This window comes from Oceanisphaera sp., from assembly GCF_048268965.1.
Taxonomy (GTDB): Bacteria; Pseudomonadota; Gammaproteobacteria; order Enterobacterales; family Aeromonadaceae; genus Oceanimonas.
Window position 1 is genome coordinate 1 of the sequence record NZ_JBLWUK010000023.1, and the last position, 15,515, is coordinate 15,515.

17 protein-coding genes are annotated in these 15,515 nt (G+C 55.2%); 6 read left to right on the forward strand and 11 right to left on the reverse strand.

Annotated elements, in window-relative coordinates; all coding sequences use genetic code 11:
- Positions 1 to 810: 810 nt before the first annotated feature.
- Both ACN0VL_RS10950 and ppa read right to left on the reverse strand, forming a co-directional pair.
- A complete protein-coding gene (locus tag ACN0VL_RS10950) occupies positions 811 to 1,356 on the reverse strand; it encodes a YtfJ family protein (protein ID WP_417617289.1) in 546 nt (181 codons plus the stop codon).
- A 262-nt stretch (positions 1,357 to 1,618) separates the two neighbouring features.
- Positions 1,619 to 2,149 carry an inorganic diphosphatase gene (gene ppa / locus ACN0VL_RS10955; RefSeq protein ID WP_417617290.1) on the reverse strand — a complete coding sequence of 177 codons (531 nt, stop codon included), beginning with the start codon at positions 2,147 to 2,149 and terminating at the stop codon, positions 1,619 to 1,621.
- Positions 2,150 to 2,352: 203 nt separating this feature from the next.
- Between ppa and mpl the strand changes: the two genes are divergently transcribed.
- From mpl to ACN0VL_RS10980, 5 genes are all read left to right on the forward strand, one after another.
- Positions 2,353 to 3,726: a UDP-N-acetylmuramate:L-alanyl-gamma-D-glutamyl-meso-diaminopimelate ligase gene (gene mpl, locus ACN0VL_RS10960; RefSeq protein WP_417617292.1), complete on the forward strand. Its 1,374-nt coding sequence runs from the start codon at positions 2,353 to 2,355 to the stop codon at positions 3,724 to 3,726.
- Positions 3,713 to 4,360 (forward strand): flavin prenyltransferase UbiX, encoded by a 648-nt coding sequence (locus ACN0VL_RS10965; RefSeq protein ID WP_417617293.1) that lies wholly within the window; start codon positions 3,713 to 3,715, stop codon positions 4,358 to 4,360. Before mpl ends, ACN0VL_RS10965 begins: the two co-directional genes overlap by 14 nt.
- Positions 4,361 to 4,540: 180 nt before the next feature.
- Positions 4,541 to 5,071, forward strand: coding sequence for a hypoxanthine phosphoribosyltransferase (gene hpt, locus ACN0VL_RS10970; protein WP_417617295.1), 531 nt, complete (start codon positions 4,541 to 4,543; stop codon positions 5,069 to 5,071).
- Positions 5,072 to 5,158: 87 nt separating this feature from the next.
- Entirely contained in the window at positions 5,159 to 6,082 is a 924-nt protein-coding gene (locus ACN0VL_RS10975; RefSeq protein ID WP_417617297.1) for an ABC transporter ATP-binding protein, read from the forward strand.
- A complete protein-coding gene (locus ACN0VL_RS10980; RefSeq protein WP_417617299.1) occupies positions 6,079 to 6,852 on the forward strand; it encodes an ABC transporter permease in 774 nt (257 codons plus the stop codon). The genes ACN0VL_RS10975 and ACN0VL_RS10980 overlap by 4 nt, the downstream gene beginning before the upstream one ends.
- Positions 6,853 to 6,957: 105 nt before the next feature.
- Here the strand turns inward: ACN0VL_RS10980 and ACN0VL_RS10985 are convergent, their stop codons facing one another.
- From ACN0VL_RS10985 to dksA, 8 genes are all read right to left on the reverse strand, one after another.
- Positions 6,958 to 7,557: a GNAT family N-acetyltransferase gene (locus ACN0VL_RS10985; RefSeq protein WP_417617301.1), complete on the reverse strand. Its 600-nt coding sequence runs from the start codon at positions 7,555 to 7,557 to the stop codon at positions 6,958 to 6,960.
- 486 nt (positions 7,558 to 8,043) lie between these two features.
- Positions 8,044 to 8,424: an aspartate 1-decarboxylase gene (gene panD, locus ACN0VL_RS10990; RefSeq protein WP_417617369.1), complete on the reverse strand. Its 381-nt coding sequence runs from the start codon at positions 8,422 to 8,424 to the stop codon at positions 8,044 to 8,046.
- A gap of 74 nt (positions 8,425 to 8,498) precedes the next feature.
- Entirely contained in the window at positions 8,499 to 9,344 is an 846-nt protein-coding gene (gene panC / locus ACN0VL_RS10995; RefSeq protein ID WP_417617302.1) for a pantoate--beta-alanine ligase, read from the reverse strand.
- 9 nt (positions 9,345 to 9,353) lie between these two features.
- A complete protein-coding gene (panB, locus tag ACN0VL_RS11000) occupies positions 9,354 to 10,148 on the reverse strand; it encodes a 3-methyl-2-oxobutanoate hydroxymethyltransferase (protein WP_417617304.1) in 795 nt (264 codons plus the stop codon).
- A gap of 12 nt (positions 10,149 to 10,160) precedes the next feature.
- Entirely contained in the window at positions 10,161 to 10,649 is a 489-nt protein-coding gene (folK, locus tag ACN0VL_RS11005; protein WP_417617306.1) for a 2-amino-4-hydroxy-6-hydroxymethyldihydropteridine diphosphokinase, read from the reverse strand.
- Entirely contained in the window at positions 10,646 to 11,998 is a 1,353-nt protein-coding gene (gene pcnB / locus ACN0VL_RS11010) for a polynucleotide adenylyltransferase PcnB (protein WP_417617371.1), read from the reverse strand. Before pcnB ends, folK begins: the two co-directional genes overlap by 4 nt.
- A 73-nt stretch (positions 11,999 to 12,071) precedes the next feature.
- Positions 12,072 to 12,995: a tRNA glutamyl-Q(34) synthetase GluQRS gene (gene gluQRS / locus ACN0VL_RS11015; protein ID WP_417617308.1), complete on the reverse strand. Its 924-nt coding sequence runs from the start codon at positions 12,993 to 12,995 to the stop codon at positions 12,072 to 12,074.
- Positions 12,996 to 13,398: 403 nt separating this feature from the next.
- A complete protein-coding gene (dksA, locus tag ACN0VL_RS11020) occupies positions 13,399 to 13,851 on the reverse strand; it encodes an RNA polymerase-binding protein DksA (RefSeq protein WP_417617310.1) in 453 nt (150 codons plus the stop codon).
- Between the two features lie 287 nt (positions 13,852 to 14,138).
- On the opposite strand from dksA, the gene sfsA reads away from it, so the two are divergent.
- Positions 14,139 to 14,879, forward strand: coding sequence for a DNA/RNA nuclease SfsA (sfsA, locus tag ACN0VL_RS11025; protein ID WP_417617312.1), 741 nt, complete (start codon positions 14,139 to 14,141; stop codon positions 14,877 to 14,879).
- 89 nt (positions 14,880 to 14,968) lie between these two features.
- On the opposite strand, the gene thpR is transcribed toward sfsA, so the two are convergent.
- Positions 14,969 to 15,502, reverse strand: a complete 534-nt coding sequence (thpR, locus tag ACN0VL_RS11030; protein WP_417617314.1) for an RNA 2',3'-cyclic phosphodiesterase — start codon at positions 15,500 to 15,502, stop codon at positions 14,969 to 14,971.
- Between the last annotated feature and the right edge of the window lie 13 nt (positions 15,503 to 15,515).

The following is a 15,515-nucleotide window of genomic DNA, read 5'->3' on the forward strand; positions in this document are numbered from 1 at the left end:
GGGTCGTCGGAGTAGTCCCTTTGTCCGATGCCTACACAACAATGAAATAGATCATTTATTTAATGTGCTTGGTATAACACCCAACCGATAGACTCGGTATTTGACTCGTTTCCCCTCACGCTCTCACGCCTCACTGTTTTTTCTTTCAGGCTGAACACACATACCGGACTTGCTCCGGTATGTGTGTTTGTCGTTGCCGCTCGGCGAGACTGAATCTTGTTGATAATGTTGTACTTATACAATGACAGTAAAGATCTGATCATCTTTGAGCCTGAGTACCAGAGGCACCGGGTTGTCTGTAGACAGCACGAACAGGCAGCTCCGTAGCATCAAGGAGGATGAAGGGATCTTCTCCGCCGACCATCACATGACAGGGACGTCATGTGCTGAGCGTACAGGGGACGGGCTTGTCTCGCCGTGACGAATCGTTTCAGCCGGACCGAGCATCCAGTGAATGCTCGCAGCTGGCTGAAACGGTGAGTGTCATTCATCTGAAGCGGGTCGGTGGAGGAGACCCTTTGTCCGACATTTATAGAGCAGAAATAGATCTGCTATTTAATCAGTTTGGTATTACTGGCTCTACCAGTGGCTATTGTTAACTATGTTGTTTTCATGTTAAAATCAGGCCGAGTTTTTCAACGGAGTAGAGCATGTACATGCAACAAGATCCTAAAGGTAAACCCAACATGGCCAGGGTGCTGTTGCTGGTGGGTTATCTTTCCAGCCTGGGTATTCTGGCGACCATTATCGCCATCATGGAATAAGTGACAGCACAGCATAAAGTATTGGTAAGCCCGGAATGTTTTAAATTTATAATGCAGTTTGTATGAGCTTCAGCACGTCTTTTATCTGCTCACCGGCTAATGCCCCTTCTTTGGTAAAAAGTACCCTACCTTCTTTATCCAGCAGAATAATAGCCGAGCTTCTGGCTGTTAATTGCCACTTTTGTGCTACCTCCCCCTTATTGTCAACCACTATGGATGACCAGGGAAATTCCCGCTTGCTGCTTTCGGCACTGCTGCGCACAAAACCCGAGGTGCCAAACAGGGCATCGTCCACATTGATGATGGTGACGGTCTGATAATGGTCACGAGGGAGTTGGGCCGCTTTGATGGCCTCAATCAGCGGGGCGTTCAATTCTTTGGCACTGCTGCGTCCGGCAATATGCTGCACCAGCCGTACCTTGCCCTGGCCATCACTCAGCTGCCAGGGACGGGCACTTAGCTGATCCTGCATCAGGAGCAATTCACCCTGGCTGGTGACCGCCACGGCAGGCGGCGCCTGATGCAGGGTCAGATTATGAGCCGAGGTAATGAAGGGTAAGCAGGCCAGAAAGATTCCCATTCTTATCGACATCGAATCACTCCCTGATTGAGACGTTAATCGTACTGTGAATAAAGTACCGAGCAGACGTTTAAACTGCTGCTGACCGGTCAACAGAACCCGGGCTGAACAGTCAGCCAAGAATAAAAAACGTGCAGATTAAGGAATGTTCATCGGCCGTCAGGCTGCAAAGCACTGACGGATTACAGCTTAATTCATGTTAATGGATTGTCAAATTACGGCCATAAAAAAGAGCACTCGAGGTGCTCTTTTTACGTATTAATCGACTGATTGATCAGCCTTTATTGTAACGCTCGGCAGAGCTGAGGATCTCGGCTTCGGCGGCGGCCTTGTCACCCCAACCGTTCAACTTGACCCACTTGCCTGCTTCCAAATCCTTGTAGTGCTCGAAGAAGTGCTGGATCTGCGCCTTCAGCAATTCAGAAACATCGTTGATGTCCTGAATGTGCTCGTATTCTTTACTCAGCTTGCTGTGTGGTACCGCAACAATTTTGGCATCTTCGCCAGACTCGTCGGTCATGTTCAGCACACCAACGGGACGGCAGCGGATCACCGAGCCTGCTTCCAGCGGATAAGGGGTGTGCACCAGTACGTCTACCGGGTCACCATCCAGCGACAGGGTGTTGTTCACGTAGCCATAGTTGCAAGGGTAGAACATGGGCGTTGACATGAAACGGTCGACAAACAGGGCGCCCGTGTCTTTATCGACTTCGTATTTAACAGGATCGGCGTTTTGTGGAATTTCGATCACTACATAAATATCTTCGGGCAGGTTTTTTCCGGCGGGTACCTGGTTCAGGCTCATGACGTTTCCTTCAAGGTTTGTATGTAACGAAATGGATAACTGAGCTTATCACTCTTGCTGGACGACAGCTGTTATACAAATGGGTAACGATTACTCGGATCATAGGGGGATATTATAACTACTGTCGTACAGATCGCCATACAAGTGCCCAAAGTGGTGGCGGATTGTTAGAATGCGGGTAATACAGCAGCCAGAGACATTTCATGCATATTCATATTCTAGGTATTTGCGGCACCTTTATGGGCGGGCTGGCGGTATTGGCCAAACAGCTGGGTTACAGGGTGACCGGTAGCGACGCCAATGTGTATCCCCCCATGAGCACGCAGCTGCAGCAGCAGGGCATAGGGCTGATAGAAGGCTATGACCCGGCTCAGCTTGAGCCCAGGCCCGATCTGGTGGTGATCGGCAACGCCATGAGTCGTGGCAATCCCTGCGTAGAGGCGGTGCTTGACCAACGAATTCCCTATACTTCCGGGCCCCAGTGGCTGCTTGAGCATGTGTTGCAAGACCGCTGGGTGCTGGCGGTATCCGGCACCCATGGCAAAACCACCACGGCGGGCATGCTGGCCTGGATTCTGGAAGACTGTGGCCTGACGCCGGGCTTTCTAATCGGTGGTGTGCCCGGTAACTTTGAGGTATCGGCCCGCCTGGGTGAGGCGCCGTTTTTTGTCATTGAAGCCGATGAGTACGACAGCGCCTTTTTCGACAAGCGATCCAAGTTCGTTCATTACCGTCCCAGCACCCTCATTGTGAATAACCTTGAGTTTGATCATGCCGACATCTTCGACGATCTCGCGGCAATTCAACGACAATTCCATCACTTGCTACGCATGGTGCCGGGGCACGGCCGTATTCTGGCTCCCACCCAGACCCCCGCGGTCGATGAGGTGCTGGCCATGGGCTGCTGGAGCGAGGTGGAATATCTGGGCGAAGGAGGGCTGTGGCAGGCTCAGGCCCTGCAAGCCGATGGCAGCCATTTTGCGGTCTTGCTCGATGGCAAGCCCGTGGGCGAGGTTCGCTGGGACTGCATTGGCCTGCATAACGTACACAATGGCCTGATGGCATTGGCCGCGGCGCGCCATGCCGGAGTACCGGTGGCGGAAGCCATCAAGTCCTTATGCCTGTTTGTTTCGCCCAAACGACGCATGGAGCTGAAAGGCGAAGTGTCTGATATTCGCGTATGGGATGATTTTGCCCATCACCCGACCGCCATTGCCAGCACCCTGGCGGGGCTGACCGCGCAGGTGAATGCCCAGGGGGGCGGTCGGGTGCTGGCCGTGCTCGAACCCCGTTCCAACACCATGAAAATGGGCGTGCATCAGCAGCCGCTGGCAGATTCGCTACAGCTGGCCGACGAAACCTACTTGTTTCAGCCCGCCGACCTGAACTGGGATTTGGCGGCGGTGGCCAATGCCTGCCCCAATGGGCGTATTTTTGTTGAATTAGAGACCTTGATTGCCGAGCTGGTGGCGGCGGCGCGGGCGGGCGACCACATTCTGGTGATGAGTAACGGCGGGTTCGGCGGTATTCATCAGCGTTTACTACAGGCCCTGGAGCAACATCATGAGCACAACTGATTACCCTCGTCATGCCCAGATCACGCTGGCGTTGTCCGGAGCGTCCGGTGCGCCCTATGCGTTGGCGTTGCTGGAGCGGTTACTGGCTGCGGGCCTGCAGGTGCATTTATTGGTGTCCAGTGCGGCTCGGGTGGTCATGGCTGCGGAGCAAAATGAACAGTGGCCCGCCCGGCCCGAGGCGCTGGCCGCCTTGCTGGGTGAGCGCTATCAGGCGGCCCCTGAGCAGCTCAAGGTCTATGGCAAGGAAGAGTGGTTTTCACCGGTTGCCTCGGGCTCGGGCGCGCCCAGGCGCATGGTGATTTGTCCCTGCTCCATGGGCACCCTGGCCTCTATTGCGATGGGCATTTCGGATAATTTAATCGAGCGTGCCGCCGATGTGGTGATCAAGGAAAAGGGGCAGCTTATTGTGGTGCCCCGTGAGTCTCCTTATTCGGCACTGCATCTGGAGAACATGCTCAAGCTGGCCAACCTGGGCGTGACCATAATGCCGGCCTCGCCGGGTTTTTATCATCAACCGAAAACCATTGCCGATTTGGTCGACTTTATGGTGGCCCGCATTCTGGACCATCTGGATCTGCAGCAAAGCCTGATGCCTCGTTGGGGGTACGGGAACGGCGTGAGTAGCGAGAGGTAAAGAGTGAGGAGCGCAGGACCAAGCGCACAGCGCGAGGCCCGACACCGGGTCTGCAGAGGCGGGTTTTTACCCCTCACGCCTTACTCCTCAAGCTTCACGCCCAGTATGCACCCGGGCAGAAATTCCGCTAGAATACGGCTTTAATCACAGTCGGGTGTGATGACCCGAGCGGAGCGAAAAATGAAACACAGAGTGGATGTCCTGATCAGCACAGAAGAGGTCAATGCCAGGATCCAGGCCATAGGTGAGCAAATAACCGCGCATTATCAAGGTGTTGATGAACTGGTAATGGTTGGCTTGCTCCGTGGCTCCTGTGTCTTTATGGCCGATCTCTGTCGTCAGATACCCCTGCCGGTGCGACTCGACTTCATGACGGCATCAAGCTATGGCAGTCACATGGAAAGCAACCGTGATGTGCGGATCCTCAAGGATCTGGATGATGAAATACATGGCAAGCATGTATTGATTGTCGAAGACATCATCGACACCGGTTATACCCTGAGCAAGGTAAAAGAAATTCTGTCGTTGCGTCAACCCGCCTCGTTAACGATTTGCTCACTGCTGGATAAACCCGAGCGACGGGAAGTGGAAGTACCGGTAGACTGGGTCGGTTTCACCATTCCCGACGAGTTTGTCGTGGGCTATGGCATTGATTACGCCCAGCGCTACCGCAACTTGCCCTACATCGGCAAGGTGATACCACTCGACTAGATTTTTTCTGCTTACACACAGTTAGCCTAAGGCGACGAGCTGATGCTCGATGACCGTCCTTGGGCTTTTTATTCTATGGAGCTATTGATGACCAAAGCACTGGAAATTGAAGGCTTGCGAAAAACCTACGCCGGTGGCGTAGAGGCGTTGAAGGGCATCGACCTTAGCGTTGAAAAAGGGGATTTCTATGCCCTGCTGGGCCCGAATGGTGCAGGTAAATCGACCACTATCGGGATTATTTCTTCGCTGGTCAATAAAACTGCCGGCAAGGTACAGGTGTTTGGCTTCGATCTGGACACCCATCTCGAGCAGGCCAAAACCCAGATCGGCCTGGTACCGCAAGAGTTCAACTTTAACCAGTTTGAAAAAGTGCAGCAAATTGTCATCAATCAGGCGGGCTTATACGGCGTGGCGCGCAAAGATGCGAAAGTTCGCGCCGAACGTTACCTGAAACAGCTGGATCTGTGGGATAAGCGGGATGTTCCAGCCCGGACCCTGTCCGGCGGTATGAAACGCCGCCTCATGATAGCGCGTGCCTTGATGCACGAGCCCAAGCTGTTGATTCTGGATGAGCCGACCGCCGGGGTGGATATCGAAATTCGCCGCGCCATGTGGGACTTTCTGAAGGATATCAACCAGCAGGGGATCACCATCATTCTCACCACCCATTATCTGGAAGAAGCCGAGTTGCTGTGCCGTAACATAGGTATTATCGATAAAGGGCGGCTGGTGGAAAATACCAGCATGAAGGGCCTGTTGGGCAAGCTGAATGTAGAAACCTTTATTCTGGATCTGGCTGCCGACGGCCGGGAGCCTTTTTTGTCGGGCGTTAACTGGCAGCTCCTGGACGATCACACCCTGGAAGTGGAAGTTAAAAAAGAGCAGGGGCTGAATGGGGTGTTTGCTCAACTCAACGAACAGGGAGTGCGGGTGCTCAGTATGCGTAACAAGTCCAATCGACTGGAAGAGCTGTTTGTGAATTTGGTAGAGCGGGGGAGAGAGACTGCATGAGCCGTAAAAACTATTATGTGGCCTTCAAGAGCATACTGCGCCGGGAAATCGTCCGTTTTGGCCGTATCTGGGTACAGACCCTGGTCCCTCCCGCCATTACCATGACGCTGTACTTCGTGATTTTCGGCAACCTGATCGGGAGCCGCATTGGCGAAATGGACGGCTTTTCCTACATGGCCTTTATAGTGCCGGGCCTGATCATGATGTCGGTGATCACCAACTCTTATTCCAACGTGGCTTCGTCATTTTACAGCAGCAAGTTTCAGCATAACGTTGAAGAGCTGCTGGTGGCGCCGGTACCCACCTATGTGATTATTGCCGGCTACGTTGGTGGCGGCGTAATACGGGGCCTGCTGGTGGGCCTGATTGTGAGCCTGGTCTCGCTGTTTTTTGTCGACTTGCACATAGAACATCTGTTTAGCGTGATTTTCACCGTGTTTTTGACCGCGGTGCTGTTTTCGCTGGCAGGCTTGCTTAACGCCATTTTTGCCCGCAGTTTCGACGATGTCAGCATTATTCCCACTTTTATACTCACGCCACTGACCTACCTGGGCGGGGTGTTTTATTCCATCAGCCTGCTGCCTGAGTTCTGGCAGGGTGTCTCCCAGGTCAACCCGGTACTGTATATGGTGAATGCGTTCCGCTACGGTTTTCTGGGGATCAGTGATGTGCCGCTGACCCTGGCCTATGGCATCATCATCGGCTTTATCACGCTGTTTTATGGTGCGGCCTGGTACCTTATTCACACCGGGCGTGGACTGCGATCTTAGCAACAGGTGAGACGTAAAGAGTGAGGGGAATAGGAGCCAAACACCGAATCCACAGGTGTGGCTTTTCCTCCTCACGCCTCACACCTCACACCTCACACCTCACTGTCACCTGAACTGCATCAGCCAGGTCGGGGTCGCCAACAGGGTGGGAGTCGCTGTTATCTTGAAACCGAGTCGTTGGTAAAAATGCATATTGCTGAGTTTATCCGTTTCCAGATATAAGCCGACCCCTGCCGCATCCTTGATGGCATGCTTCATCAGTAACCGACCCATGCCCTGCCGTTGCCAGTGAGGCGCGACGGCCAGGGGACCCAAATGCCAGTGAGGCTCCGCGGGGTCGAGCCGGGCCCAGCTGGCGAGCCAGCGCAGGGTTTTTATCAGGCCCAGCGGAGAGTTACTGCTGAGCAAGGCCGGTGTTAACGTCAGAACATCCCGCCAACTTGGCTGGCACAAACCCGGCCGTAAACGACCCAATACCCCGACCAGCTGCCCATCAGCATAGGCCCCCATCAGCTCGCCCTTGCGTGCTATGTAGGGCAACAAACCGGTAAACAGTCGCGTCAGACGTCGCTGGCGCTTAACGGCCCCAGGGCCAAACACCTTGATATGCAAAGGGTTGTCGCACATTGCCAGCGCACACAGCCGGGCGGCGGCGCTTAAGTCTTGCGCGGATAAGGGCTGAAGTTCTATGGTGTATTGCCGCATATCAGACGGGGCACTCCTCTCGGCCTAATATCAAACCAATTAGCTAACAGCTCGACCATACCAACAAAAACACCGAGCTTCATGCTCGGTGCTTTTGTTTAACTGACGGCTTACAGCCTGGCTCTTGGTCACAAATCTGTCAGTCCGTAATAGTGTCAGAGGCAACTGGGTAGCCTCTTCCGACACGCTAAACTGCATCCCTGCGACGCTCAGCACATGACGTCCCTGTCATGTGATGGTCGGCTGAGGCTATCCCAGCCGCCTCTTTTTAGACTCTGAGTCGTCGGTGAGCACCACTGACGGGCAACTCCAGTGTCAATGGGAGGGCAAAGGGTGTCTGCTCCGCCGACCCTCCGCGCCAGGGATGGCGCGGCGGAGCCCCCATGGATGGGTTCACGGCGAGTCGGAGGAGTAGTGCCCTCTGCCCGACTAAACCACTAGTATCAAAAAATAGTTGTGACTAAGAGAGTGGCTTACAGACTGTGTTTATGCCAGTTGCAGTGGGATATTCTTACTAGTGCGTACTATGTTGTTGTCTGCATCCAGATACACCAGGTTGGGATCGTAGCCTTCGATCTGCTGCTCGCTCATGGGGGCATAGGCACAGATAATGATGCGATCGCCTACGGCGGCTTTACGTGCGGCGGCACCGTTGAGCGAGATCATCCGAGAGCCGCGCTCACCGGAAATGGCGTAGGTGTGAAAGCGCTCGCCATTGTCGATGTTATAAATATCGATTTGCTCGTATTCGCGAATGTTGACCGCGTCCAGCAGATCCTGGTCGATGGCGCAGGAGCCTTCGTAATTCAGCTCGGCGTGGGTTACCCGGGCCTGATGTAACTTGCCTCTGAGCATGATGCGTTGCATATCCATCTTTATCTTGTCTCCATTATTGCTGTTTCAGGGCATAAGGCCGGGTAGTGCTGTGCTACTCACGGGTCTTATAAAGGTACGACTTGGTTATCTATCAATCTGGCCTTGCCAAGGAAGGCCGCCATGAGAATCACCACGGCCCGGCTCTCGCTGGTCAAGGGTAGCAGGGTGTCTGCATCCACAATGTCGATGCCATCGGTCGTGAAGCCGCGGCTGTTCAGACGCGCACTGCCATCACTGACGAGTTGCGCCACATCCCGCTCACCGGATGCCATTCGCTCGGCCAGCCAGCGCATGGTAGCGGCCAGCTCGGGCGCTTGTTCGCGTTCGGCCGGCGTAAGATAGCCATTGCGCGAGCTGAGTGCCAAACCGTCTTCGGCTCGCACCGTGGGCACGCCCACAATCTCGAGCGGCATATTCAAATCGGTGACCATTTTACGGATCAGCGCCAGTTGCTGGTAGTCTTTTTCACCAAAGCAGGCCAGATCCGGCTGCACCAGATTGAAGAGTTTACAGACCACAGTGCTCACGCCATCGAAGTGGCCGGGGCGCAGTGCGCCTTCCAGCACATCGGCAATGCCGGGTACGGTGACACGGGTTTGTTGTTGCTGGCCAGCAGGGTACATCAGCGTGGGCGTGGGGGTAAAAACGGCATCAGCCAGCTCGTTCAGGTGAGCACAGTCCTGCTCCAGCGTGCGCGGATAGGCGTTCAGATCCGAGGCGCGATCAAACTGCAGCGGATTAACAAAGATGCTGACCACCACGCGGTCGCAGCGGCGGCGGGCCTCTTGCACCAGGGTGACATGGCCCTGATGCAGATTGCCCATGGTGGGCACAAAGCCGATACGTTCGCCCTGCTGGCGCCAGTGGGTAATGGTGGCTCTTAACGTTTCCGTGTTATCAATCAGCTGCATGTTCTGCTCTCAGTTAAAGCTGTGCTCCGGGCCGGGGAAACGGCCTTCGGCAACCTCGGTGACATAGGCGGCAATGGCGGCCTGAACCTGACCGTGTTCGGCCAGAAAATTCTTGGTGAAGGTCGGGACATAGCCGGTAGTTAACCCCAGGGCATCCTGCATCACCAGTACCTGACCATCGGTATCGGGGCCGGCGCCAATGCCGATAACCGGTATCGTCAGCATCTGGCTGATCTCCCGGGCCAGCGGGCTGGGTACGCACTCCAGCACCAACAACTGGGCCCCCGCCGCTTCCAGTGCCCTGGCATCGCGTTTGATTTGTTCGGCCTGTTCGGCTGCGCGGCCCTGCAGTTTGAAACCGCCAAATACATGTACCGACTGGGGCGTCAGCCCAAGGTGGCCGCACACCGGAATCCCCTGTCGGGTCAGCTGGGTGACGGTGTCTGCCAGCCAGTCGCCGCCTTCCAGCTTCACCATGTGGGCACCGGCACGCATCAAAGTGGCGGCATTGGCACAGGCCTGCTCGGGATTGCTGTAACTCATAAAGGGTAAATCGGCGACAATCAGCGTCTTTTCACAGCCATTGGCTACACATCGGGTGTGGTAGGCCATGTCTTCGACGGTGACTTTCAGGGTGCTTGTTTCGCCTTGCAATACCATGCCCAACGAATCACCGATTAAAATAGCGTGCGCACCGGCCTGTTCGAACAGCCGGGCAAAGCTGGCGTCGTAGGCGGTGATCATGGCTATTTTCTGCTGTGCCTGTTTCATGGCAAGCAGGCGGGCCGTGGTGACTTTACTCATGAGTTATTCCTTTTACTGCCGGGGCAGAGGGGTCAGTCCATTGGTGGGGCAGCGGGTTAACAGCTGAGCCAGATCACTGCCACAGGGTAACCGCAGGTTGGGGCTTAAATCGGCCAGGGGGTAGAGCACAAACTCGCGCTGTTTCATGCCGTAATGGGGCAGTGTTAAACGCGGATCGTCCATCACCAGATCGTCATAAAGCAGTATATCCAGGTCCAGAGTGCGGGGTCCCCAGCGCTCGTCCTTGCGTACCCGACCTTCGGATTGCTCTATGGCTTGCAATGCATCCAGCAAGGCGTGGGGCTCAAGAGAGGTATCAAACATGGACACCCCATTGATATAAGGCGGCTGATCGGCCGGCCCCATCGGCTGGCTTTGATAAAGCGGAGAGTGACGCAGGCTGCCCGGCGTGGCCAATTCAGCCAGGGCCCGCTGTGCCGCCTGAATGTGCGCCAGTGGCTCGCCCAGGTTGGCCCCCAGGGCCACAAACACCTGACTCATACTTCTTTCTTCTTCCGCGGCCGACGGCGAGGCCGTTTGCGCGGCTTGCGAGCTTCGTCGCCCGGCTGATTGTGCCTTGCCTGCGCAGTACGAGACAGCTGCTGGCGATCCACAGGGTTGGCCTGTTGAAAATCGGTCCACCATTCGGCCAGCTCTTTCAGCTGCGGGTTCAACTCGGCTCTCAGCAATAAAAAATCATACCCGGCCCGAAACTTGGGGTGCTCGAGCAGGCGGTGTGGCCGCTTGCCGCTGCGCTTGGTCAGACGATCCTGCAGCTGCCAGATATCACGTACCACAGAGCTGAAACGGCGGGGAATCGCGACACTTTTTACCTGACGGCCCAGCACTTCATCCATGGCCAGCAAAGAGGCATCATAATAATTAAGGCCACCTTCAAGCATAAACTGCTGAGTGCGAGTTTCAAAAGGGCCCCACAATAGGGCGGCATACAAGAAAGCCGGCGTGACGCGCATATCCTGAGCGATGCGCTCGTCGGTATTGATGAGTGCCAGTTCAAGGAAACGACCATAGTTATTGTCGCCCTGACCCATTACTTCGGCAGCTTCCGGGAACAAAGGCGCAAACAGACCGTAATGCTGTAATTTGCGGTAGGTTTCAAGACCGTAACCGGCCAGCAGCAGTTTGAGGGTTTCTTCAAACAGGCGAGCCGGAGGAATATCCGATAACAAGGGCGCCAGGTTGCGAATGGGCGCTTCGGTGCGTGGGCTGATGGTCAGCCCCAGCTTGGCTGCAAAGCGTACCGCCCGTATCATGCGCACCGGGTCTTCCCGGTAGCGGGTTTCCGGGTCGCCAATCAGGTCGAGGCGTCGAGCCTCCAAATCCTTGAGTCCGTTGGCAAAGCCAACCACACTGAAATCGGCAATGTTGTAATACAGCGCGTTGATACTGAAGTCGCGGCGTTCGGCATCTTCTTCTATGGTGCCGTAGACATTATCGCGTAACAGCATGCCTTCCGATGACTGGGAAGAGATATTCTTGTTGTTGTTGACCTCATGATGATGGCCACGAAAGGTGGCCACCTCAATGACATCGCGGCCAAACAAGACGTGGGCCAGGCGAAAGCGGCGACCGACCAAGCGGCTATTGCTGAAAAGCTGCTTGACCTGGTCGGGGGTGGCGCTGGTGGCGACATCAAAGTCTTTGGGTTGGCGCCCCAGCAGCAAGTCACGCACCCCACCGCCGACCAAGTAGGCTTCAAAGCCGGCTTTGTTCAGGCGGTACAGTACTTTCAGGGCGTTTTCACTGATCTGGCGGCGCGAAATACCATGTTGGTCGCGCTCTAACACCACGGGTTGCAATGGCAACGCCTCCTGTTGTCGGGTAAGCAGCTTTCTACAAAAGCCGGCAATCTGGGAAAAAATAGGACACCTCGCAAGGCCTTAAGCTAAAAAAATTGGCGCACTATAATAGCGCAGGGCGCTGAAAATGCGAACTACCAACGCACCTCAACTCGATATTGGTTTTTTTTGGTATCAGGCTCAGGCGCCAATTGAGTTGGGCCCAGCTTAACAATTCACTCGAGCCAGCCCCAAATAGATCCGCAGGAGGCTGCTGGCCAAGAAAGTCCAGCGCCTGCCACAGCGCCTGGCCCGGTTGCTGGATATCGAGGGCCGGAGCATGGTTTTGTTTCGACAATTTATGGCCTGAATGGGACGCCAGTGGCAAATGTAACCAGCGCGGGACAGGTGCCTTCAGCATCTGATACAGGGAAATCTGGCGGCCGCTGGGTTCGAGTAAATCGGCGCCGCGTACCACTTCGGTAATGCCGGCGTCGGCGTCATCGAGTACCACCGCCAGATTATAGGCATAAAGGCCATCGCGGCGGCGAATAATAAAGTCTTCTTCGGCCAGCGCGCGGGGGATCCTGACGGTGCCCTGCAGTTGGTCATGAAAATGATATACCGGCCGATTCATGACCAGTCGAGTAGCGGCCTCTTGGTCGGGGAGTGCCAGGTTACGGCAGTGACCGTTATAGAAACCGCCGCTGGCTGAAATCATCTTGCGTGTGCAGCGGCAATGGTAGGTGAGCCCAAGACGTGACCAGCTGTCGAGAACGGCCTGATAGGCACCCAGTCGTTGACTCTGATAAACCAGCGGGCCATCCCAATGCAGGCCGAAGGCGTCCAGGGTATGCAATATGGCATCGGCCGCCCCGGGAACTTCCCGGGGCGGATCCAGATCTTCGATGCGCAGCAGCCATAAACCTTGCTGACTTCTGGCTTGTAAATAGCTACCGAGGGCGGCAACCAAGGAGCCAAAGTGCAGGGGGCCGCTGGGCGAGGGAGCAAAGCGCCCGATATAAGGCCTGGGCGCACTGTTATTCATAAAAAGCCTGTTGATCTTTCGCGGTTGAATGTTGCCCGGGCGAAACGCGTTTTTATCGTGAAAGAGGAAAACACGTTTCGCCGAACCCGAAAGGCTGCGTTTATGCTGCCTTTCCACGGCGTTCTCGCTGATTGATGGAGCATACTACATGGCACAGGCTATGCCTCGTATAAAACCCCATCAATGGCCGAAAAAATCATCTCGAAGGGTCAACAGGCCCTGTTAAGTCATGCGGCACCACAGGTGTGGCTCGGTTGCCATGCCCGTACAGGCAGGAATCCGGGCTCTGTGGTGCAGAACAGTCAGGCGGTGTTTTGCCTGCAAAGGCACGGGCCACGGCCTTCGCAACGACAAAGGCAACCAGGCCCAGAGCCCACATCCGTGATCAGCAATGGCTGCTCGATCAGTAACCGGCCATCTGTTTTTCTTTGATCTCGGCCAGTGTCTTGCAGTCGATGCACAAATCGGCTGTCGGTCTGGCTTCCAACCGGCGAATACCGATTTCTACGCCGCAATGCTCGCAGAAGCCAAAATCGTCTTCTTCGATTTGCTGCATGGTTTTTTCGATTTTCTTGATCAGCTTGCGTTCTCTGTCACGAGCCCGTAATTCAAGCGCAAACTCTTCTTCCTGAGCTGCCCTGTCCACCGGATCGGGGAAGTTGGCCGCTTCGTCTTTCATGTAGCCCATGGTGCGATCCACTTCTTCGCGCAACTGATTGCGCCAGGCCCCCAGAATTTTACGAAAGTGCGTTTTCTGCTCTTCGTTCATGTATTCTTCGTCGGGTTTGGCCTGATAGGGCTCAACACCGGCAATGGCCAGAATACCGAGAGATTTTTTGACTTCGACTGCTGGCATTCCGTATCTCCTAAAAAAGCAATATTGCGCCAACCAATGTTAAGAAGCGGCTATCTATAGCAGAAAGCGCGGCAACAAGGCAATTTTGCAGTGCCGTTTCTGTGAGAATCGTTCTTTAAATTTGATGCCGACCACTTTTGGCCGCTAGATTGGCAAGAGTGGTGCTGTTAATAAAGAACGGCTGCTTCTCGATGATTCCTCCATATGGGGGTAAGCAATCGGATTTTCAACAGCAGTTTACACACGGCTGCTCTCGTTAGTTTAAATTATGGACCATAGGGGTAATTTTGCAGTTTTCGTCTTCATTACAGCAAGGGCGCTTGATTAAACGCTACCAGCGATTTCTGGCCGACGTGATCCCAGAGGGGGCTTCAGCAGAGGCTCCGCTGACCATTCATTGTCCCAATACCGGCAGGATGACGGGCTGTGCCGAGCCGGGCTGGACTGTGTATTTTTCTACCTCCGATAATGCCAAGCGCAAATATGCCCATACCTGGGAGCTGGTTGAAAACAGCCATGGTGATGTCATTTGCGTGAATACCGCCAGGGCCAATCAGCTGGTGGCAGAGGCACTCTCGTTGCGCCAGATCCCGTCACTGGCCCAGTATGACGAGATAAAGGCCGAGGTACGCTATGGCAGCGAAAACAGTCGTATCGACTTTTTACTGCGCCAGCCGGGTGAGCCGGACTGCTATGTGGAAGTAAAGAGTGTCACCCTGTTGCGTGAGGAAGATCAGGGAGGGGAAGGCGCCCCGGGGCAGGGGTACTTTCCCGACACCCAGAGTGTTCGTGCGCAAAAGCATGTGCGCGAACTGATCCAGTGCGCGCAAAACGGCCAGCGTGCGGTCCTGTTCTTTTGTGTACTGCATACCGGCATAACCCGGGTCAGTCCGGCCCATCATCTTGACCCTGCATATGGTGCCCTGATTGTCGAGGCGCTGGCCGCCGGAGTGGAATGTCTGGCCTGGCGAGCCGACATCAGTCCTCAGGGCATGCGGCTGGTAGAAGCCTTGCCTTTCGTTGTGTAAGTGAATGCGAGAGGTATGAGGGGGAGTGGCTAGAGTGAGGTGTAAAGAGTGAGGGGTAAGGGAGTAAGTTGAACACCACAGCTCGGGCTTTACGCTTCATCGGTATGCAGCGGCCAGGACTCCAGTATTTCATAGTGAGGGCCCTGTTCGCTTTGTATCGAGCTATACAGGCATAGCCGGGTGGGTTGGTAGCGAATGGGGCTGATTGGCGGGAGCCCGACGGCACTGTGGTGGCGAAACAGGGTAATGTGCGGCCGAAACGCCTTGTGTGGCGGCCCCAGTCGCAAGGCGTGGCAACGCAACGTCAGGTCGTCATGCAAACGGCTCAGGGTGTCGGGGATGCAAGTGGGGCCAATCCACACCACCTTGGCGCGGGGGAAACTGCCAAGCTGGTTGAGCTCGAGCGTAAAGCCGGGCAGCGTCATCAGTGGCAGTTGCTTCATCAAGGAGGCCGACTGGGTGGCGCTGAGCTCACCTAAAAAGCGCAAGGTTAAATGAAACTGGCGGCCGGGGATGCGCCGCCCCGGCAGCGCCAGCCGATCCTGGAGCCGGTTAAGCGCTCCTGTCAGCTCATCGGCAGGAAAAGCCAGAAATAATCGTGGGGCGTCAGCGGTCAATGGCATAGTCCTTTATTCG